The organism is uncultured Campylobacter sp., assembly GCF_938018035.1.
Taxonomy (GTDB): Bacteria; Campylobacterota; Campylobacteria; order Campylobacterales; family Campylobacteraceae; genus Campylobacter_B.
This window is the reverse complement of record NZ_CALIJF010000183.1, coordinates 1-18,995: the sequence shown is the minus strand read 5'-3', so window position 1 is coordinate 18,995 and position 18,995 is coordinate 1. Positions and strand designations below refer to the sequence as shown.

Here is an 18,995-nt window from a genome sequence, read left to right as displayed (position 1 = left end):
CGACGATAAAATTTCATACGACAAAATTTGCGGAGGCGAAATTTTAAATAGAGAAAGCTTTAGCGATCTAAATTTAGGCGCTGAAATTTTAAATGCTCAAAATTCCAAAGACGCCGTAAATTTCACTAGTGGCGATGTCCGCGTCGAAAACGGCGATAGTTGCGTCACGTACGATGAGACCGCCGCCGAGCGTACCGCAAGCTCCGCCGATATAAATTTTACTCGCGGCTCGAATTTAGGCGCCGAGCGCAGCAGAGCCGCTGCTACCAAGCGCGACTTAAATTCTACCGAAGACAACCGCAACGAAATCTCCGCTTGCAACGCGACCGCTTTGGGACATGTCGCCGATAAATTTAATATGAAAGATTGCGCGACTTGCGGCAACTCACACGGCGGCATAAACGACGAAGTTAGCGATAGTTCGCAAGGCGACATAGGCGAGCATTACGACGACTTGAAAAGCGGAGCTAGCGGCGACCAGGACGACGGCGCAGATCGCGGCGACCCGGGCGACGGCACAGATAGCGGTAATCGTGGCGGCGATGTAGATAGCAGCGAGCCGAGCGACGGTACGAGCGATTTTGGGGGCGGGATTGGCACCGCGCGCGATGGATCAAAGGATGACTTCGAAGGCGCGGACGGTAGCGTCAATGATTGGGATGATGAGTGCGAGCGGAGCGAGGTTCAGAGTAATTTTGCGGGGGCGTTTTTCTCTCCGTTTAAAATTCTCTCCTACGCGGCGCTCGTGGCGGCGATCTACCTGCTTGCCAAGCTGTCCTTGCTAAACCCGCTAGCGATTATTTTGGGCGTTACGATCATTCCTCTGGGCACGATGATCGTTGCCTTCGCTGACAAAGACGCGCGCTAAACTCAAACAGCGCGAGTGGACGCTTTAAATTTTAAAATTTAGCTTCAGCGGGATTGAGCGCAGATCGGCGTAGGATAAAATCGCGACAACACCCGCCACTCAATGTAAAACCTCACCACCTCGCCATGTTTTGGATAAAAATCTCACACGATGCCCGCCACCGCGAGCTGTGCCACAGACACTGCGCGTTTCTGCACGTACCCAGGCAAGCTAAATTTATAAAATTTGCGCCGCGCATCTTTGAGCTTCTGCGTAAATTTAGATCGTCGCGACGAGCCGTAGAAATTCTACGCAGCATTTAAGCGCGTAATTCTAAAATTAAATTTAACCGCCGCAAATTGCAATTCAGCGCGAAATCCTTATCTATATTTAATTAAATTTTAGCTACCATTACGCAAAATTTGAGGAAAAATTATGAATTACGATACCTTGAAAAAAATCTTTTTTCTATTCGATCCCGAAACCGCTCACAAGATCGCAGAATTCGGACTTCGCGCGCTCTATGCGACTCCGGGCGGGCTTGAGGCTTTAGCAAAATTCGGCGTTTATAAAGATGAAATTTTAACTCAAAATATATGGAATTTAAGCTTCGATAACCCCGTAGGTATCGCGGGCGGCTTCGACAAAAACGCCACGATGATCGCGCCGCTGGCCGCTCTTGGCTTCGGACACATCGATTTTGGCACCTTTACGCCGCGTCCTCAAAGCGGCAATCCTAAGCCGCGACTTTTTCGCCTCGTTAGTGAGCAGAGCATTCAAAACGCGATGGGTTTTAACAACGAGGGCGCCGATGTTATCGAGCGTCGCGTGCGAAAAATTTATCCTTTTGTAATCCCGATCGCCGCAAATATCGGCAAAAATAAGGCCACTTCGAACGAGGATGCGCTAAGCGATTACGAAGCCTTGGGCCGTAAATTTAACGGGCTGTGCGATTTTTTCATCATCAACGTAAGCTCGCCGAATACCCCTAATCTGCGCGCTTTGCAAGAAAATAGCTTCATAAGCGAGCTGATCGGAGCGATGAAAAAAATCACGAACAGACCGCTCGTCTTAAAGCTGGCGCCCGATATGAGCGCGGATCAGGCGATCGCGCTGTGCGAGTGCGCGGTGCAAAGCGGCGCAAGCGGCATCATCATAAACAACACCAGCGTCGATTATTCTCTAAGCCCCAACGCTAGGGACTTCGGCGGCTTGAGCGGCAGGCTGATCACCGAAAAATCGCGCGAGCTTTTCGCGCAGGTCGCTCGCGAGCTCTTCGGCCGCACGGTCCTAATCAGCTGCGGCGGCATAGACAGCGCGCAGGAGGCCTACGAGCGCATCAAATCGGGCGCGAGCCTGGTTCAAATTTTTACCGCCTTTATCTTCAAGGGTCCGTTCGTCGCAAAATCGATCAACGAGGGGTTGGCGGAGCTTTTGCGCGCAGACGGCTTTAATAGCATCAGCGAGGCGGTCGGGGTAAATTTAAAAACTCGCGCGGGCGAAGGATACGGCGTCAGAGGCAATCGGGTCGAAAGTCGCGGCGACGGCGCGGATTTGCGCGCTTACGAAAATAAAAAGCCGGATGCTAAAACGGATGAAATTTCAAGCACGGCCAAAGGCGAGGAAACGGATGAAATTTCAAACGCGCCCGAAAGCAAGGATGCGGATGAAATTCCAAACGACGGCAAAAGCGAAATATCGAGCGCCCAAGTTAATAAAATTCCCGCCGTTCAAACAGATGAAATTTCGAGCGTTCAAACAGATGAAATTCCTAGCGCTCAAACAAACTCAAGCTCCGAAGCGGACGAAAATTCTAGCGCTTCGGCAAATTTAAACGCCTTGGTAAGCGCAGATACTGCGGCAGATCAAAGATCAATCGAGCAAAGCGGTGCGGAGAGCGAAAATTCAGAGATTAAAAGTAAAAAACGGAGTAGCGCGGAAAGTGAAAATTCCGAGGTTAAAAACACAAAACGAAGCAGCGCAAAAAGCAAAAATTTAGAGGCTAAAAGCACAAAGCAAAGCGGCGCGGATCGAAAGCAGGATAAAATTTCAAAAGGCGCGTCTAAAGACGGCACAGAGCAAAAGCAAAGTCAAATTTCAAAAGGCGACGCAAGCTCTAAGCGCGGTAAAATTTCAAAGGACGCCTCGCAGAAAGATGACGCACAGAATGGCGCCTTGCATAAGGACGCCGTGCAGGATAATATCTCACAGAAGGACGCTACGCAAAAAGATACTGCGAAGGATGATGACGCCTTACGGAAGGACGTCGCGCAGGATAACAACGCCTCGCAGCAGAAGAACGCCGAAGCAAAAAATATCTCGCAAAGCGGCGCAAAGAGCGAGAATTTAGAGGTCAAAAACGCAAAACAAAGCGGCACGGCGAGCAAAACTGTCAAAACTAAAACCACGTCGAAAAATAAAACCGCAACTAAAGCCGCGTCAAAAAACGACATAGAAAGTAAAAATTCTCAAACTAAAGCCGCGCCGAAAAATAGTGCAGAAAGCAAAAGTTCTAAGGTCAAAAACGTAAAGCAAAGCAGTGCCAAAACTAAAAATGCCGAGGCTAAAGAGACCAAAGAGCTTAAAGAGGCCAAAGAAGCGAGCGGCGCCCAAGACGCAGAGCAAAACTCAAGCAAAAAACGAAAGGCGAAAAAAGATTAATGTTTCCGAAATTTAAGAAAATCACGCTGCAAAACGGGCTTCAAATTTATCACATCCCGATGAATAAAGGCAGCGGCGTCATCAGCGTGGACGTGTTTTACAACGTCGGCTCGCGCGACGAGGTGATGGGCAAAAGCGGCATCGCGCACATGCTGGAGCATCTAAATTTTAAATCCACGAAAAATCGCAAGGCAGGCGAGTTCGACGCGATCGTAAAGGGATTTGGCGGCGTGAATAACGCAAGCACGGGCTTTGATTACACGCACTACTTCATCAAGTGCGCGAGCTCAAATTTAGAGGTCTGCTTGGATCTTTACGCCGACATAATGCAAAACTTAAGCCTCAAAGACAAAGAATTTCAGCCCGAGCGCAAGGTCGTGCTCGAGGAGCGGCTGTGGCGCACCGATAACGATCCGTTCGGATACCTATTTTTCAGGCTATATAACGCCGCGTTTTTGTACCATCCGTATCACTGGACGCCGATCGGCTTTCGCAAGGATATCGAAAACTGGAGCATCAAAGATATTAAGGAATTTCACGCTAAATTTTATCAGCCGCAAAACGCTGTGCTGCTGATCACCGGCGACATCGGCGAAAAGGCGGCGTTTGATGTGGCAAAAAAACACTTCGCGCCCGTAAAAAACAAAAGTGAAATTCCGTGCCTTCACTGCACCGAGCCCGCGCAAGACGGCGAGAAGCTTAGCGTTATTTACAAAAACAGCGAGGCGCAGATCGTTGCGGTCGCCTTTAAAATTCCGCCGTTTAACCACGAAGGCGCCGCGGCAATCAAAGCGATGGATATATATCTTAGCGGCGGCAAGAGCTCGCTTTTGCAGCGCGTGCTGGTCGATGAGAAAAAGCTTGCCAATCAGATAAACATCTACGATATGAGCGCCAAGGACGAGAATTTATTTATAGTCTTTGCCGTTTGCAACCAAGGCGTAAGCGGCGAGACGCTGAGAGATGAAATTTTAGCGCTGATCGAAAAAGCCAAAAAAGCTAAAATAAGCGATGACGATATGTTAAAGATTAAAAACACCCTAAGCAGCGATCTGATCTACTCCCTCGACAGTGCCAGCAAGGTAGCGCAGATGTACGGCAGCTACATCGTCCGCGGCGATCTGGACGCGCTATTTAGGCTGGAGCGCGAGATCAAAAGTCTAGATAAAAACGCGGTTAAAAAAGCGATGAAGACCTATCTAAGCCTTAAAAATTCCACGAGCATTATCTTACGAAAGGAAAACGATGAATAAAAATGTCATAATCGGCTCTATGACGGCGCTGATCACGCCTTTTAAAGAGGGCAAATTAGACGAGCAGACCTACGCAAAGCTCATCAAAAGACAGATCGCAAACGGCATAAGCGCGGTCGTACCCGTCGGCACCACGGGCGAGAGCGCGACGCTGACGCACGACGAGCACCGCGTCTGTATCGAGATCGCCGTAGATGCGTGCAAGGGCACGGACGTTAAGGTGCTAGCGGGCGCGGGCAGCAACGCAACTCACGAAGCGATCGGGCTCGCGCAGTTTGCGCAGGCTCACGGCGCGGACGGAATTTTATCCGTAGCGCCCTACTACAACAAACCCACCCAAAAGGGGCTGTATCTGCACTACAAGGCGATCGCGAGCTCGGTAGATCTGCCCGTGCTGCTATATAACGTCCCGGGTCGCACGGGCTGCGACATAGCCGCAGATACGATCATCAAGCTTTTTAACGACTGCGAGAACATCTACGGCGTAAAAGAAGCAAGCGGCAGCATCGATAAATGCGTCGATCTGCTCGCGCACGAGCCACGCCTTAGCGTGCTTAGCGGCGAGGATGCGATCAACTATCCGATCCTAAGCAACGGCGGCAAGGGCGTGATCTCGGTCACTGCAAATTTACTGCCCGATTACACGGCGAGACTAACGAAATTTGCGCTGCAAAATGAGTTTTTAAAGGCCAAGCAGATCAACGACGATCTCTACGCGATCAATAAAATTTTATTCTGCGAGAGCAATCCGATCCCGATCAAAGCGGCGATGTATATCGCGGGCCTGACGCCGAGCTTGGAGTACCGCTTGCCGCTTTGCGAGCCGAGCGCGGAAAACCTCAAAAAAATAGAAAACGTAATGAAACAATACACTATCAAAGGATTTTAATTGACGAACGAATTTAAAGGAAAAACGCTAGTTATCAGCGGCGGCACGAGAGGCATAGGCAGGGCGATAGTTTTGGAATTCGCAGCTGCGGGCGCAAATATCGCTTTTACATATAATTCCAACGAGGAGCTGGCGACTTCGCAAGCAATAGAGCTTGAGAAGGCTTACGGCATCAAGGCGCGCGCTTATGCGCTAAATATCCTAGAGCCCGAGACATATAAGGAGCTCTTTGCCAAGATCGACGAGGATTTTGCGCGAGTGGATTTTTTTATCTCAAACGCCATCATCTCCGGTCGCGCAGTCGCGGGCGGATACACTAAATTTATGAGGCTAAAGCCGCGCGGCATCAATAATATCTTCACCGCGACCGTAAATGCCTTCGTCGTGGGCGCGCAAGAAGCCGCAAAACGCATGGAAGCGGTAGGCGGCGGCTCGATCATATCGCTTAGCTCCACGGGAAATTTAGTCTATATCGAAAACTACGCGGGTCACGGCACGGCGAAAGCCGCAGTTGAAGCGATGGCGCGCTACGCCGCGACCGAGCTCGGCGAGAAAAATATCCGCGTAAACGTAGTAAGCGGCGGACCGATCGAAACGGACGCGCTGCGGGCCTTTACGAACTACGAAGAGGTACGCGATAAAACCGCCGAGCTTAGCCCGCTAGGACGTATGGGGCAGCCGGAGGATCTGGCGGGAGCATGTTTGTTTCTATGCTCGAGCAAGGCTAGCTGGGTGACCGGGCACACCTTCATCGTCGACGGCGGAACGACCTTTAAATAATGCTAAATTTACCCAATATTTTAGCGAGCTTTCGCGTTGCGCTGGCGCCGCTGTTTTTCTGGCTGATCTTACTAGCCGGTCATGCGAACGGCGGCATGGTGGGCTCGGTGCACGTAAGCTGGATCGATTATTTCGCCGCGCTAGTCTTCGTCATCGCCTCCGTCACGGACTTTTTCGACGGATACATCGCGCGCTCCTGGAACCAGAAGACCAAACTAGGCGCCATCATCGATCCACTCGCCGATAAGATGCTAACTCTTGCGGGCTTTTTGGGGCTTATGTTTATCGGGCGCGCCAGTCCGTGGGCGATCTATCTGATCCTAATCCGCGAGTTTTTCATCACTGGCCTTCGCGTGGCGATGGCGGGCGACGGCGTAGAGGTCGCCGCGTCGATGGCGGGCAAGGTAAAGACGGTCTTTCAGATGATCGCTATCGGCTGGCTAACGATGCAGTGGCCCTATGCAAACGCCCTACTCTGGATCGCGGTTGCGCTGACGCTATATTCGGGCTTTGAATACGTCGCGGCATATGCTAAGGCTACGAAAAAGAGTTAAATTTTAGAATTTAGACTAGATATGGCTTTCGTGTTTGAAAATAAAATCGACATCGTAGAGCGCCAAAACGCACGCTTAAAGCGGGTTTTGGTAATAAAATTTCAGCGTGAAATTTCACACATACCGGCAAGCGTAAAATTTTAAAATTTCGCGCTATAAATTGTGAGATAAAATTTTATAGATGTTTAATCTGTACGCGCACAGCAGTGCGCCAAACCTATAAAATTTAAAAGATAAAATTCCGCCGTGCAAAATCTCGCGGCGCAGAATTCCGTCTAACCGCCGTATAAAATTTTACGGCGGCGCGGCAGTGTTTCAAAACATGGAGGAATTTCAAAGTAAAACGGAATTTCAAAATATAACAGCTTTTCAAAAAATAGTGGCAGTTCAAAGCACAAGCTCCGCGCGGCGAAATTTTATAATCCGCTCCGCAAAATCTCGCGGTAAAATTTCGCTTTTAAATTTTAAATTCCGCGCGCTGTCCATCCGCCGCGCGCCTTTAATTTAGCTAAATTTATAGCCTGAAGCGGCGGCGGGCTAAGTTTAAAAGCTAATCAAATTTAAAAAAGCGAGCTAAGGCTTTAAACGGCGATCTAAGCTTAAAATTTACAAAATCATAGTAAGCTTAGCCCATTTTTTACAAAGGTCTGAAATTTGAAAAGCATAATTTTAACGCTGGCGATCCTGGCGGTCGGATTTTATTTTTACTCGATAAATTTTATGGTCACGGTGCTGGCGATCAGCTTCCTCATCTTTTTCCACGAGCTGGGGCATTTTTTGGCGGCGCGGGCGCTGGGCGTGGGGGTGAACGTCTTTAGCGTGGGCTTCGGCGAGAAGGTCTTTACCAAGCGTATCGGCGCGACGCAGTACGCCATCAGCGCGATCCCTCTGGGAGGCTACGTGAGCCTCAAGGGGCAGGAGGATTTGGATCCTGCCGCGGCAAGCGCGGATCCCGACAGCTACAACTCCAAAGGCCCGATAGCGCGCATAATCATACTTTTTGCGGGGCCGTTTTTTAACCTGCTGCTTGCGTTTTTGATCTACATCGCGCTGGGCTACATCGGCGTCGAAAAGCTAGCGCCGAAGGTCGGCAAAATCTCGCTGGGCTCTGCCGCTGCAAGCGCAGGGCTGATGATCAACGATGAAATTTTAGCGATCGACGGCAAGCAGATCCGCGAGTGGGACGACATCTCAAAGCAGGTAACCGCCGCACCTCTAAGCTTAGAAATCATGCGCAGCGGCGAGCGGCTGAGCCTACAGCTCACGCCGAAGCTCGGCGAGAAAAAAACCATCTGGCGCGAGAGCATCAGAGTGCCGCTCATCGGCATTTCGCCCGATTACAACGCGACCGTGACGCTATATCACAAGGGCGCGAGCTCGCTTAGCTTCGCGTGGGATCAGACGGTGGAGGCATCAAAGCTCATCCTGGTAGGCCTAGAAAAGCTCGCTAGCGGCGTCGTTTCGCCCAAGGAGATGGGCGGTATCGTCGCCATTACGGACATCACTTCAAAGGCGGTCGATTACGGCGCGGCGGTCCTGCTCGCGCTCGTGGCGCTAATATCGGTAAATTTAGGGCTCATCAACCTCTTTCCGATCCCCGCGCTCGACGGCGGACACATCGCGTTTAATCTCTTTGAGCTCATCTTCCGCCGCCCCGTGCCAAAGCGGGTATTCGTGGGCGCCAGCTACGTAGGCATGGGGATTTTAGCGCTTTTGATGATATTTACGGTGCTGAATGATTTCGCTAGAATTTTGGGATTTTACAAATGAGACTGGATGAAATTTTAAAGCGCATTGAGACCGCGAAAGCAGGCGCAGGCGAAGTGCAGCTAGTCGCGGTGAGCAAAAACGTAGACACGGATGAGGTGCGCGAGCTGTATTCGCAAGGACAGATCGCGTTTGGCGAAAACAGAGTGCAGGAGTTGAAGCGCAAAAGCGAGGCGTTGCGCGGACTGCCGCTAAAGTGGCACTTCATCGGCACTCTGCAAAGCAACAAAATCAATCAGCTCATCGCTCTGCGCCCGACGCTGTGGCAGAGCTGCAACTCCTATGAGCTCGCCGCGGCGATGAATAAGCGGCTAACTTATCCGCTAGATACGCTGCTGGAGATCAACGCTGCGGGCGAGAGCTCCAAAACGGGACTCGATAAAAACCGCGCGGTGGAGGAGTTTTTGCGCATCAAGCAGGAGTGCAAAAATCTAAATTTAATCGGCGTGATGAGCATCGGCGCGCACGTGAGCGAGCCCGCGCAGATCGCGCGAAGCTTCGAGGCAAGCCGCGAGATTTTCGACGCGCTCGTGCCGCACGGCGCGCGGATCTGCTCGATGGGGATGAGCGATGATTTTGAGCTCGCGATCAAATGCGGCTCGAACATGATCCGCCTGGGTAGAATTTTATACGCCTAGGCCCCGAGGGGCGGGCCTAGGGGCGGACGGCGTTAAATTTAAACTCGGCGCAATAATCGGTCGCACACGACTCTGCGCTAGCTTCTATACAAGTTCGGCGCCCTGTGCGATGATCGCGCGGCAGCCCTCGCAATTCTATCAATACTCTCAGTACATGACGATACTCGGTCGCGCGCAAGCCTCATCGGCAAGCTCGGTCACACGTCGCGATATAAAATTCTGATGCGCAAGGGCGCGGCGCGATATTAAATTTGCGCGTCTTGGCAAAATTTTAATAAGGCACGGCGACGGAAAATTTCAAAGCGACGCGCCGATAGAGGGCACGCGGAAATTTTAAGCGACGGCGTAGAATTTTTTATGCAATAGCTCGCTAATGGACGGTGCGGCGTAAGAGATTTAAAATAGCGATGCGCTAGTGGGCGACGAGGAGGGCGCGGCGGCGGAAATTTTTGTAACAGATGCGGTGTCGCGACGAAAAATTTTAAAGCGGCACGACTTTGGCGGGTAAATTTTGGGCGATGGAATTTGGCGCAGCGTCTAGATAGTAAAATTTTGATGCGTTTCGGCGGTATAAAATTTAAAACGCCTTGGCGGTATAAAATTTTAAAGCGATATGGCGGCGCTAAATTTTAAGCGATATATCGGAGTAGAATTTTAAACGACGTAGTGCAAAGCCTGACCGATAGAATTTAACATAGCGCCGAGGTCGTAAAATTTAACACACTTCGCTGCTGTAAATTTAAAACAACGGCAAACGTAGAATAGCTGTGCGCCGAAGACAGATGAAGTGAAGCTCGTGAAGCAGTGTAAAATTTACGCCGCTTCGACACTGCGAAATTTCAAAACGGCAGCGCAGACAACGCGGCTAGGCGAGCGATGCAATGTTTTCAGAAACGGTATTTGACGGCGCGCCGATAAAAGGCGAGGCGTGATTCTTTATACTTTTACAAACAAGCATTCTGATATGTCCGATCTACGCCCATACCCGCGTTTAAGGCACGCGGCGCTGCTGCTCTTTAAAATTTTAATCCTCGTAAATTTACTCGCCTGTTTAAATACCGAATATAGAAGCGTCATATTTTGGGCGGTCGCATCCGCACCATCGGTCTTGTATTTTAATATCTACTTGCAGACTCGTGCTTTTTTAAGCCGCGAATTCAAAAATACCCAATAGTTTTAAATTTACCCGCTACGACCCGCTTTAAATTTTGAAATTTCGCCTATTTTTCTATGGCACAGGCAAGTATAGCGCAGGTAAAGCTCTCCGCGCTCCAGCGCCTAAAAGCGCAGTCGTAGCAGCTGATCTCGCCGCCGCACATCGTTATCTAGCTTAAATTTGGCGCAGTTTTCGGCGGTTTCGCGCGCTTTTTCGTAATCAAATTTGCCAAATTTAAACTCGCCTTTTTCGTTAAAATTTGAGCGCATCAAAACCCCCGAAGCTCTTTTACACCTAAGTTTCTAAAGCCGCCGTCCGCTTCTTTTTTGACGAGCAAGGTCGCCTTAAAATCCAAAAATACCGGCTTTAGCGCGCCGATTAAATTTACGCGCTCGTTTGATGGGAGAGGTTTAAAATTTTCATCCGCGACCGCCTCGATAAAATTTAATCCCAAAAGCTCGGCTACGCTCAAATTTGACTCTTTTAGCTCAAATTTGCCCCTGATCTTGCCGTCGTTTCCGCTAAACCTAAGCCCTATGCCAGCTAGCGCGCCGATGACGCCGCGAGCGTCGCTTTTTAGCTCTTTTAAAAATACGTTTTGTTCGTGCGCCGTATCAAACGCCCGCTCTGTGCTTAAAAATATCTCTTTCGCGCTCTTGCCGAAGCTTATTAGCTCTTGTACGTTTAGGATATCTTTTTCAAAGGCCGCCGCGATACCTGGCTCCGCGCCAGGCGCGCTTTTACGCTCTAGCAGCTGGAGCGCAAAATCCAGCACGCGTTGCTTTTGCGACTCGGTAAGCCAGGCTTCAAGGCACATAGAGCTGTTGTGCGAGGTGTAGTTGATGCGAGGATCGAGCAAGAGCTGATGGCGCGTGACGAATGAAACTGGCGCGAACGATTCCGCAAACGCGGCGATCTCCTCGGCGAGCAGGCCCGTAGAAATTTCGCCGCCTAGTTCATCCGTGTCGTCGATGCAAAGTATAAATTTAAATTTCATTTTAAAAGCCTTAACATTTAAGTCGATTTTAAATATTTATAAAATAAAATTATATTCAAATATTTTGATAAAATTTATTCCATAAAATGGTATTTTAAACAATATATAATAAAAATTTTATTATAAGGAGTTAGGATGAAAGAGATTGGCTTAATCGCCTGCTGTGCCGCGATAGCGCTTCACGGCGAGGTGTTTACGCTCGGACAAATCGAGGTCGTAAAAAACGTCGGCGGCGTGCAAAAAAGCGACACGAACGTCGTGACCATCGACGAGCAACAGATGCAAAAAGACGAGATAAAGCGTCTCTCGCAGGTCGCTTACAGCACGCCCGGCATTTATGTGGATAAAAAAGGCCCGCGCGCCGAGCAAAATTTCTACGTTCGCGGTTTTGATTCGCGCAGAGTACCGCTTTTTATCGACGGAATTCCGGTTTACGTGCCTTACGACGGCAACGCGGACTACGGCAGGTTTAGCACGTTCTATCTAAGCAGGATCGACATCTCAAAGGGCTCAAGCTCGGTGCTCTACGGTCCAAACACTATGGGCGGCGCGATAAATTTAATCACCAAAAAGCCTAGCAAGGAGCTTGAAGGGAATTTGGGCTACGGCTTTGAGACGGGCAGAAGCGGCAAAACCTACGGCAACAATGTTGATTTGAACGTCGGTAGCAAGCAGGAGCTGTTCTACGTACAAGCGGGCGGCAGCTTTATGGAGGATATGGGGCAGCAGATGTCGCGTAAATTTAAAGGCGACGCAAACGACAACGAGGACGGCGACAGACGCGATAACTCCATGCAGCGAGATAAGAAATTTAATATCAAACTCGGCCTTACACCAAACGAGACCGACGAATACGCGATCGCCTACGTAAATCAAAAGGCAAGCAAAGAGCAGCCGATGTATGCGGGAAGATATACGACTTTTAGCCAAAAAGACCGCAAATGGGAGTGGTATCAATGGGACAGACAAAGCGTCTATTTCCTATCGCATACGGAATTTGCAAATAGCTTTTACATAAATACCAAGGCTTTTGCGGATGAGTTTAAAAACGGAATGTTTGATATCGATAAAAAAGAGGATAGCAAGTATAAGGATAACGCATACGGATTCGGTTTAGAAATGGGCGGAGACCTAAGCGATAGCAACACGCTTAAATTTGCCACAAACTACAAACACGATAAGCACTCCGGGCATAGAATCCACTATACCGGAAGATTCGGCACCGAACCTACCGTTACCTTTATAGATAGAACCTACGGTTTCGCGCTTGAAGACACTCACAAATTTACCGATTTTACCAAACTGATTTTAGGCGCTAGTTATGACACGAGAGATGCTATCAAAGCCGAAGACTACATCCAATATAAAGGCGGCGGAGGTGGAGCCGGTAACCCCGCTAACTGGAAGCTAACCTCGTTTGACGTAGGCAAGAAACATGCCTTTAATTACCAAACCGCTATCAAACATAGCTTTGACGGCGAGGACGAGCTAAGCTTAAGCTACGCCAAAAAGACCTATTTTGCCAGTATGAAAGATAGATATAGCGAGAGATTTGGGCGAAATTTCGCAAATCCGCACCTAAAGCCCGAAGTAGCAAACCACTACGAGATCGGCTACCAAAGGAATTTTGGAGAATTTTTAAGGCTGGAGAGCTCGGTATTTTACTCCAGAGTTAAAGATGCTATCGGCACGACCAGCGTTACTAGATTTGCGCAAACCAGAGATATGAACGTAAACGTCGATAAGGCTCATTACAAGGGCTTTGAGTTCGCCGCAGCATATTTTGCGACGCAAGATTTGGAGCTTGGCGCAAATTATACGTATATGAACGCCAAATACAAAGAAAGCGGCGACAGCACGATCGTCTACGATCTGCCGAAGCACAAAGGATTTTTATACGCAGATTATAAAATTCTGCCTAAATTCGGCGTTTACGTCTCTCAAGAGCTTAGCTCGAGCTTGTGGAACAGAGTGCCCACCGGTAGAAGTAGTCATATAGATCACAAGACGGCGGGCTTTGGCGTTACAAATTTAAAGCTCACGTACGAGCCGATCGAAAACTTAAGCGTGGAGGCGGGCGTATCGAATTTGTTTGATAAAAACTACGAATACGACGAGGGCTATCCTGAGGAGGGTCGCGTATTTTTCTCAAACATCAGATATAAATTTTAATTCAGGTTTAAACGGCGGCGGCATTTTGCCTTTTCATTGAACTCCGAGGGCGAGCGGTTTTGAGCCTCATCTCATACCGCCCGCCTGTTTTAAATTTAAACCCTAAATTTTGCGCCGAGCAATCTAAAATCACCGCCGCTAAATTTTAAAATTTAGCGGCTAAATAGGCGTCTAGTGAAGATAAATCTATTTTAAAATTTCTTTTGCTATACTTGCGAAATTAAAAATTTTAAAAGGGAAAACGGTGAAAAAAAATATTTCTATTTCTCTGCGCTGCGAGCATGCTTTTTGCTCTAAGCGAGGCGCAGATCAAGGACTACATCGCTCAAAACAGCGAAAACATAGCTCAGCTGCAAGGCACTCCGTCTAAAATTTACGCTAGCTCGCCGCCGCTTTTATATATGCTCTACGCGCTTGATCCCGCTAAAATCAGCGGCACAAATTTCGAATGGAACGACTACGAGCGGCCCTACGTCAAAAAAGAGGTGCAAGAGCAGCCCGTCGTGGGCGGCTTTTTCGGCCAGGGTAAAATTCCAAACGTCGAGATGCTGCTGCGCCTAAATCCCGAGCTCATCCTCGTAAACGCAAGCTCACGCAACACCAAAAAGATGAGCGAGGTCTTCGGCTCAATCAAAAAACCGATTCTCTATCTAAGCGCGGTGCAGCTCGAGGATTATCTAGACGGGTTTGAAATTTTAGGCGAAGTGACGGGCAAGCAGGAGCGCGCGGCGCAACTCATAGGCTACGCGAAAGAGTCGCTAAATTTGACCGCGCAGATCGAGGAATACATTAGGAAAAACAACCTGCAAAAGGTGAAAATTTACTACGCGCAGGGCGGCGACGGGCTAGCCACCGAGTGCGAGGGCTCGTGGCACGCGACGCTCATCGAGCGAGCCGGTGCGCAGAACGTGCATAAATGCTCCGAGGATCCAAACGCCAAATCCTTCGGGCGCGTAAAGATCAGCTTCGAGCAGCTCGTAAAATACGACCCGGACGTCATCCTCATCTACGAAAAAGAGCTGTTTGATAAAATTTACGGCGATCCGAAGTGGCAGCTGCTGGGCGCGGTGAAAAACAAAAAGGCTTATTATATCCCGCGCGAGCCATTTTCGTGGTTTGACCGCCCGCCTTCGTTTATGAGGTTTTTGGGGCTAAAATGGCTGGTAAATTTAATCTACCCCGAAGCGTTTAAATTTGACATGGTCCGCGAGATGCGCGAGTTTTATAAGCTATTTTTAGATCTTGAGCTCACAGACGAGCAAATTTATAAAATTTTAGGACGGGGCGCCGAGTGAGTAAAGAAAGATGAGCAAAAAGGCGTTTGCGTTTTTAGCCCTGCTGCTAGCGCTTTGCGTCGCGGGTTCGCTACTGCTGGGCAAATACGGCTTTGGCGCAGAGGACTACGCGCGCTACGTTACGGCGCTGCTGCGAGGCGAAAGTTTAAAAGATTTTGAGGTCATGCACATGCTCTTGCTTGAAATTCGCCTGCCGCGCATACTTGCCTGCGTGCTCATCGGCGCTAGCCTTGCTATCAGCGGCGCTGCGTATCAGGCGATGTTTGTTAACCCGCTCGTTAGCCCCTCGATACTGGGCGTTCTAAGCGGCGCGGGATTTGGCGCGGCGGTGGGGATGTTTTTTAAACTCAACGAATATCTCATCCAGCTTAGCACTTTTAGCTTCGGCTTTCTCGCCGTGGCCGTGGCGCTGGGCGTCTCGGCGCTGTATTCGCGCAGCGGTAGCGTCATCGTGCTGGTTCTTGGCGGCGTCATCAGCGGCTCGCTCTTTACCTCGCTGCTCTCGGTGCTAAAGTACGCCGCAGACCCGAGCGACGCGCTTCCTGCGATCACATATTTTTTGATGGGCAGCCTCGGCTTTGCGTCCAAAAGCTTTATTCAAATTTCGGTCCTGCCGATGTGCGCGGGCATTTTGCTGCTGGCGCTTAGCGGCAAATACCTAAACGCGCTAAGCCTTGGCGAAGAGGAGGCAAAGAGCCTGGGCGTAAATACGGCGCGGGTTAAAATTTTCATCATCCTAGTCGCGACCTTCGTTAGCGCGCTTAGCGTGACGATCGCGGGCATCATCGGCTGGATCGGTCTTATCGTGCCGCACATCGCGCGCTTTATATTCGGCGCCGACAACCGCGCGGTGCTCGCTAGCTCGGCGATGATCGGCGCAATATTTCTGCTCTTTTGCGACAGCTTCTCGCGGCTCATTTTTACTTTCGAAATTCCTATCGGCATCGTCACCTCGCTGTTTGGCATCCCGATGTTTATCATCGTGCTACGCCGTGCCAAGAGGAACTTTTGATGCGAGAAAATTTGATAGAGGTGCGAAATTTACGCTTTGCTTACCGCGATAAGCCCGTGCTAAAGGGTATCAGCTTTGACGTCGCGACGGGCGATACGCTAAGCATCCTAGGCGCCAACGGTAGCGGCAAAAGCACCCTGCTTCGTATAATGCTCGGGTTTTTAAAATTTGAAGGCGAGGTACTGATCGCAGGTAAAAGCGTGCGCGACTACGGCAAGCGTGAGCTAGCCTCTCTCGTCGCCTACGTACCGCAGACGCACGCGCCGTCGTATGACTACAGCGTCTTTGACGTCGCACTGATGGGCGCGCTGTGCAGGACGCCGCTATTTTCTAGCTTTAGCGCGGCGGATAAAAAGCTAGCCGAGCAGGCGCTGGAAAAGATGGGCATCGCGCATCTAAAAAATGCACCCTACACGAGGGTTAGCGGCGGCGAGCGGCAGCGAGCGTATATCGCGCGCACGCTGGTTCAGGGCGCGAAAGTGATCTTTATGGATGAGCCCACAAACGGGCTGGATTTTGGCAATCAGATCAAGTTGCTCGAGATGATAAAAGTGCTGGGGGATGAGGGCTATACCTTCGTGCAGACGACGCACTACCCGCGCCACGCGAAATTCGTTTCAAATTTGACGCTGTTTATAAAAGACGGCGAAATTTTAGTCTTCGGGCACAGCGAGCAGCTCATAAACACTGAAAATATCGATAAAATTTACGGCATAAACTACGAAAGATACGAGGATAGATTATAAATTTTACGGCCGCGTAGCGCCGTTAAATTTAGCCGAATTAGGGTAAAATTGCGCGCATAGAATAACTTTCCGGCAGCAAGACGGCGCGCCGATAAGACGCCAAGCTGCGGATCACGGTTGCGGCAATGTAAGCAGCAAACCGAATTGCTAGCGAGCAAAACGTCTAAATTTAAAGGAAAATCATGACTCCACGCGATATATTTTTAAACGGCAGCAATGAGATCGCGGCAAATTTTGCGTACTTCAAGCCCACGCAAAAGGGGCAAAAACTAACGAAGCTCACAGGCGACAAGGAGATTTTATTTGAAATTTATTTTGGCTCCAGCATGCGCAATTACTCAGGCAGCGTGAGTATCCTACCGCAGATCGCGATCTACTGCAAGCGCCTAAAAAAGCTGATGCAAGAGGAGCTGTCCTACTCGACCGATCTTGTTTTCGTATCGCACCTGGGCTATCTCACGCCGCGCAAACAGTTTCGCGACTGGCAGCTCGCGGGCACTAGCTTCGAGCCCAGCGTTCGCGAGATTGGCGCAGCTATCAAGGACTACGCGCTGCCTATTTTTGAGCTTTTTGAGGACAAGCGCAAGGCGGTGGAGTTTATGACGCGGCGTGGGGCTAAATTTAACAAAAATCTAAGTGCTTTCGATCTGCGCCCGATCTACTTTATCTATTATTTCGGCGGCAGGGACGCGGCGGAGGCGTTTTTTAATGTCTGCCTGAGCGATTGCACGTACAAAGGGCGATTTTATAAGCTTTATTAAGAGCTTGCAAACGGCTCGGAGGCGGATTTCGGCAGGAGTCTGTTTTGGGGCGATACGGAGGCAAAATTTGCATTTGTAAAAGGACTTAGAATTTTAAATGGCTGAAGCTTTAATTCAAATTTTAATCGTAATTTTTAGCGTTTTGCTTCTGGGCGGGATTATTTGGACGCTCTTTTGGCGCAACCCTCGCAGGCTTAGCTCGCGCGGGCTTGCCGCGATAGATGGGATAAGCGAAGCAGACGCGGTAAAAAGTCTTTCCGTGCGACCGTTTTTGTTCTGGCTGGAGCGATTTTTTATCTCGTGCGAGAGCCTTTGGTTCGATCAGGATTTCATCTACGTTTTTGACGGACAGAAGCTCGCGGCGAGGTATAAATTTGAGCAAATTTTAGCGCTTGAAGTCACAAAAATTCGGATAAATCATGCTAGGATTTGGCGGATCCGCTTTGCGAGCGGCGCGAGCGAGCTTGAACGCGGCAGCGCGAACAAGCCCGAGCAAGACGGTGCGAGCGAATATAAATTTGTGCCCGCCGCTTCGATTTTTACGCCGAACTTTAAAGAATTTTTGCAAATTTTACGCGAGAAAAACCGAGGAGCGATCAAGACGGAGCCAAGATTTTGGGAGACCGTTTAGCGCGATAAATTTTACAAAGCGGATTTGCAAAAAGTAGAAAAGGCGCGCAGCTTTCAAGTGCGATCGTCGCAAAGAGCGGCAAAAGCTACGCGCGAAACCGCAAGAGGCGACAAATAGATAAGGGGGCAAAATGAAACGTTGGAGCAAGCTTGCAAAACGGCTTTACGAAATTGTAGATGAAAGCATTGATTTTAGGCTCCACTGCACGGTTTATAGGATGCAAAGCAGGCGCGGCAGCACGGATTTGCCGCGATATTTTATCACGCTTGCGGGCGAGATTATTTTTGATTACCCGAAGGATTTCGTGCAAAAAAGCGGCGGCATAAAAAGCCTAGCAGAGGGCGCTCTAACGAAAATTTATCCGTATGACATCGGCGAGCTTATCTGCGAATATATCGACACGCCAAAAGAGGAGCTGTTTGCAAAGCACTTTGGTGCCGATGAATGGGGGCTCGCAAATATCCCAAAGGCCGCCGACAAACGCATCGGCAAAAGGAGGCTGCAAATTTTAGCCAAAAACAGGAAAAATCAAGCGATGCAAAAGGTAATAGCGGCTAGATTGGAGACTTTACAATAAATCCAAGCAGCGATTTAAATGCGGAGCGAACAAGCGCGGACGACAAACTAAAAATTTTAATTTATGAAGAGGCTTTTGAAATTTAACTGCAATCCTTCGGTGAAAATTTAAAGAATTTCGAGCATATAAAATACGTAGAGGTAGGCTTGCCTTAGTACTTTTCGCCGGGCGGTTTGAAATTTCAGGCGGGTTTGGGCGCGGCGCATAAATTTACGCTAAAATTTAACGAAAATCGGTGCGATCTGCCCGATAAATTTTA

The 18,995-nt window shown here is 49.5% G+C and carries 18 protein-coding genes and 1 pseudogene; 16 read left to right on the top strand and 3 right to left on the bottom strand.

Annotation, left to right across the window (positions count from 1 at the left end; all coding sequences use genetic code 11):
* Nucleotides 1-868 (top strand): hypothetical protein (locus tag Q0257_RS05555; RefSeq protein ID WP_298022643.1); only part of this gene is annotated, 868 nt, incomplete at its 5' end.
* Nucleotides 869-980: 112 nt separating this feature from the next.
* Here the strand turns inward: Q0257_RS05555 and Q0257_RS05550 are convergent.
* Nucleotides 981-1,166: a hypothetical protein gene (locus tag Q0257_RS05550; protein WP_298022640.1), complete on the bottom strand. Its 186-nt coding sequence runs from the start codon at nt 1,164-1,166 to the stop codon at nt 981-983.
* A gap of 116 nt (nt 1,167-1,282) precedes the next feature.
* Between Q0257_RS05550 and Q0257_RS05545 the strand changes: the two are divergent.
* The 8 genes and pseudogenes from Q0257_RS05545 to Q0257_RS05510 form a co-directional block, all read left to right on the top strand.
* Nucleotides 1,283-2,335: pseudogene (locus tag Q0257_RS05545) on the top strand (quinone-dependent dihydroorotate dehydrogenase); the annotation flags it as partial.
* A gap of 1,172 nt (nt 2,336-3,507) precedes the next feature.
* The gene (locus Q0257_RS05540; protein ID WP_298022637.1) at nt 3,508-4,761 is read left to right on the top strand and encodes a pitrilysin family protein; all 1,254 of its coding nucleotides are present in this window, start codon (nt 3,508-3,510) and stop codon (nt 4,759-4,761) included.
* Entirely contained in the window at nt 4,754-5,650 is an 897-nt protein-coding gene (gene dapA / locus Q0257_RS05535) for a 4-hydroxy-tetrahydrodipicolinate synthase (protein ID WP_297894048.1), read from the top strand. The genes Q0257_RS05540 and dapA overlap by 8 nt, the downstream gene beginning before the upstream one ends.
* Nucleotides 5,651-6,430 (top strand): enoyl-ACP reductase, encoded by a 780-nt coding sequence (locus tag Q0257_RS05530; RefSeq protein WP_298022635.1) that lies wholly within the window; start codon nt 5,651-5,653, stop codon nt 6,428-6,430.
* On the top strand, nt 6,427-6,984 hold the full coding sequence (gene pgsA / locus Q0257_RS05525) for a CDP-diacylglycerol--glycerol-3-phosphate 3-phosphatidyltransferase (RefSeq protein ID WP_297924379.1): 558 nt from the start codon (nt 6,427-6,429) through the stop codon (nt 6,982-6,984). Before Q0257_RS05530 ends, pgsA begins: the two co-directional genes overlap by 4 nt.
* 654 nt (nt 6,985-7,638) lie before the next feature.
* Entirely contained in the window at nt 7,639-8,754 is a 1,116-nt protein-coding gene (rseP, locus tag Q0257_RS05520; protein ID WP_298022632.1) for an RIP metalloprotease RseP, read from the top strand.
* A complete protein-coding gene (locus tag Q0257_RS05515; RefSeq protein WP_298022630.1) occupies nt 8,751-9,389 on the top strand; it encodes a YggS family pyridoxal phosphate-dependent enzyme in 639 nt (212 codons plus the stop codon). Before rseP ends, Q0257_RS05515 begins: the two co-directional genes overlap by 4 nt.
* 928 nt (nt 9,390-10,317) lie before the next feature.
* Nucleotides 10,318-10,563 carry a hypothetical protein gene (locus tag Q0257_RS05510; protein WP_298022627.1) on the top strand — a complete coding sequence of 82 codons (246 nt, stop codon included), beginning with the start codon at nt 10,318-10,320 and terminating at the stop codon, nt 10,561-10,563.
* A gap of 104 nt (nt 10,564-10,667) precedes the next feature.
* On the opposite strand, the gene Q0257_RS05505 is transcribed toward Q0257_RS05510, so the two are convergent.
* Both Q0257_RS05505 and Q0257_RS05500 read right to left on the bottom strand, forming a co-directional pair.
* Complete coding sequence (locus tag Q0257_RS05505; RefSeq protein WP_298022624.1) at nt 10,668-10,814, bottom strand: hypothetical protein; 147 nt, start codon at nt 10,812-10,814, stop codon at nt 10,668-10,670.
* A complete protein-coding gene (locus Q0257_RS05500; protein ID WP_298022621.1) occupies nt 10,814-11,542 on the bottom strand; it encodes a hypothetical protein in 729 nt (242 codons plus the stop codon). The genes Q0257_RS05505 and Q0257_RS05500 overlap by 1 nt, the downstream gene beginning before the upstream one ends.
* 135 nt (nt 11,543-11,677) lie before the next feature.
* On the opposite strand from Q0257_RS05500, the gene Q0257_RS05495 reads away from it, so the two are divergent.
* The 7 genes from Q0257_RS05495 to Q0257_RS05465 all read left to right on the top strand — a co-directional run bounded on the left by Q0257_RS05495 (nt 11,678) and on the right by Q0257_RS05465 (nt 18,736).
* Nucleotides 11,678-13,714: a TonB-dependent receptor gene (locus Q0257_RS05495; protein ID WP_298022618.1), complete on the top strand. Its 2,037-nt coding sequence runs from the start codon at nt 11,678-11,680 to the stop codon at nt 13,712-13,714.
* 281 nt (nt 13,715-13,995) lie between these two features.
* The gene (locus Q0257_RS05490; RefSeq protein ID WP_298022615.1) at nt 13,996-15,009 is read left to right on the top strand and encodes an ABC transporter substrate-binding protein; all 1,014 of its coding nucleotides are present in this window, start codon (nt 13,996-13,998) and stop codon (nt 15,007-15,009) included.
* A gap of 10 nt (nt 15,010-15,019) precedes the next feature.
* Nucleotides 15,020-16,021 carry an iron ABC transporter permease gene (locus Q0257_RS05485; RefSeq protein ID WP_298022611.1) on the top strand — a complete coding sequence of 334 codons (1,002 nt, stop codon included), beginning with the start codon at nt 15,020-15,022 and terminating at the stop codon, nt 16,019-16,021.
* Nucleotides 16,021-16,767 carry an ABC transporter ATP-binding protein gene (locus tag Q0257_RS05480; RefSeq protein ID WP_298022608.1) on the top strand — a complete coding sequence of 249 codons (747 nt, stop codon included), beginning with the start codon at nt 16,021-16,023 and terminating at the stop codon, nt 16,765-16,767. The genes Q0257_RS05485 and Q0257_RS05480 overlap by 1 nt, the downstream gene beginning before the upstream one ends.
* Nucleotides 16,768-16,949: 182 nt before the next feature.
* Nucleotides 16,950-17,528 carry a hypothetical protein gene (locus tag Q0257_RS05475; RefSeq protein WP_298022606.1) on the top strand — a complete coding sequence of 193 codons (579 nt, stop codon included), beginning with the start codon at nt 16,950-16,952 and terminating at the stop codon, nt 17,526-17,528.
* Nucleotides 17,529-17,625: 97 nt separating this feature from the next.
* The gene (locus Q0257_RS05470; protein WP_298022602.1) at nt 17,626-18,159 is read left to right on the top strand and encodes a hypothetical protein; all 534 of its coding nucleotides are present in this window, start codon (nt 17,626-17,628) and stop codon (nt 18,157-18,159) included.
* Between the two features lie 130 nt (nt 18,160-18,289).
* Nucleotides 18,290-18,736: a hypothetical protein gene (locus Q0257_RS05465; RefSeq protein ID WP_298022599.1), complete on the top strand. Its 447-nt coding sequence runs from the start codon at nt 18,290-18,292 to the stop codon at nt 18,734-18,736.
* The last annotated feature ends 259 nt before the right edge of the window (nt 18,737-18,995 follow it).

Coding starts and splice junctions, on each gene's coding strand:
- Q0257_RS05550 (WP_298022640.1), bottom strand. CDS start 1,166: ATGCTGCGTAGAATTTCTACGGCTCGTCGCGACGATCTAAATTTACGC.
- Q0257_RS05540 (WP_298022637.1), top strand. CDS start 3,508: ATGTTTCCGAAATTTAAGAAAATCACGCTGCAAAACGGGCTTCAAATT.
- dapA (WP_297894048.1), top strand. CDS start 4,754: ATGAATAAAAATGTCATAATCGGCTCTATGACGGCGCTGATCACGCCT.
- Q0257_RS05515 (WP_298022630.1), top strand. CDS start 8,751: ATGAGACTGGATGAAATTTTAAAGCGCATTGAGACCGCGAAAGCAGGC.
- Q0257_RS05505 (WP_298022624.1), bottom strand. CDS start 10,814: ATGCGCTCAAATTTTAACGAAAAAGGCGAGTTTAAATTTGGCAAATTT.
- Q0257_RS05500 (WP_298022621.1), bottom strand. CDS start 11,542: ATGAAATTTAAATTTATACTTTGCATCGACGACACGGATGAACTAGGC.
- Q0257_RS05495 (WP_298022618.1), top strand. CDS start 11,678: ATGAAAGAGATTGGCTTAATCGCCTGCTGTGCCGCGATAGCGCTTCAC.
- Q0257_RS05490 (WP_298022615.1), top strand. CDS start 13,996: ATGCTTTTTGCTCTAAGCGAGGCGCAGATCAAGGACTACATCGCTCAA.
- Q0257_RS05485 (WP_298022611.1), top strand. CDS start 15,020: ATGAGCAAAAAGGCGTTTGCGTTTTTAGCCCTGCTGCTAGCGCTTTGC.
- Q0257_RS05480 (WP_298022608.1), top strand. CDS start 16,021: ATGCGAGAAAATTTGATAGAGGTGCGAAATTTACGCTTTGCTTACCGC.
- Q0257_RS05475 (WP_298022606.1), top strand. CDS start 16,950: ATGACTCCACGCGATATATTTTTAAACGGCAGCAATGAGATCGCGGCA.
- Q0257_RS05470 (WP_298022602.1), top strand. CDS start 17,626: ATGGCTGAAGCTTTAATTCAAATTTTAATCGTAATTTTTAGCGTTTTG.
- Q0257_RS05465 (WP_298022599.1), top strand. CDS start 18,290: ATGAAACGTTGGAGCAAGCTTGCAAAACGGCTTTACGAAATTGTAGAT.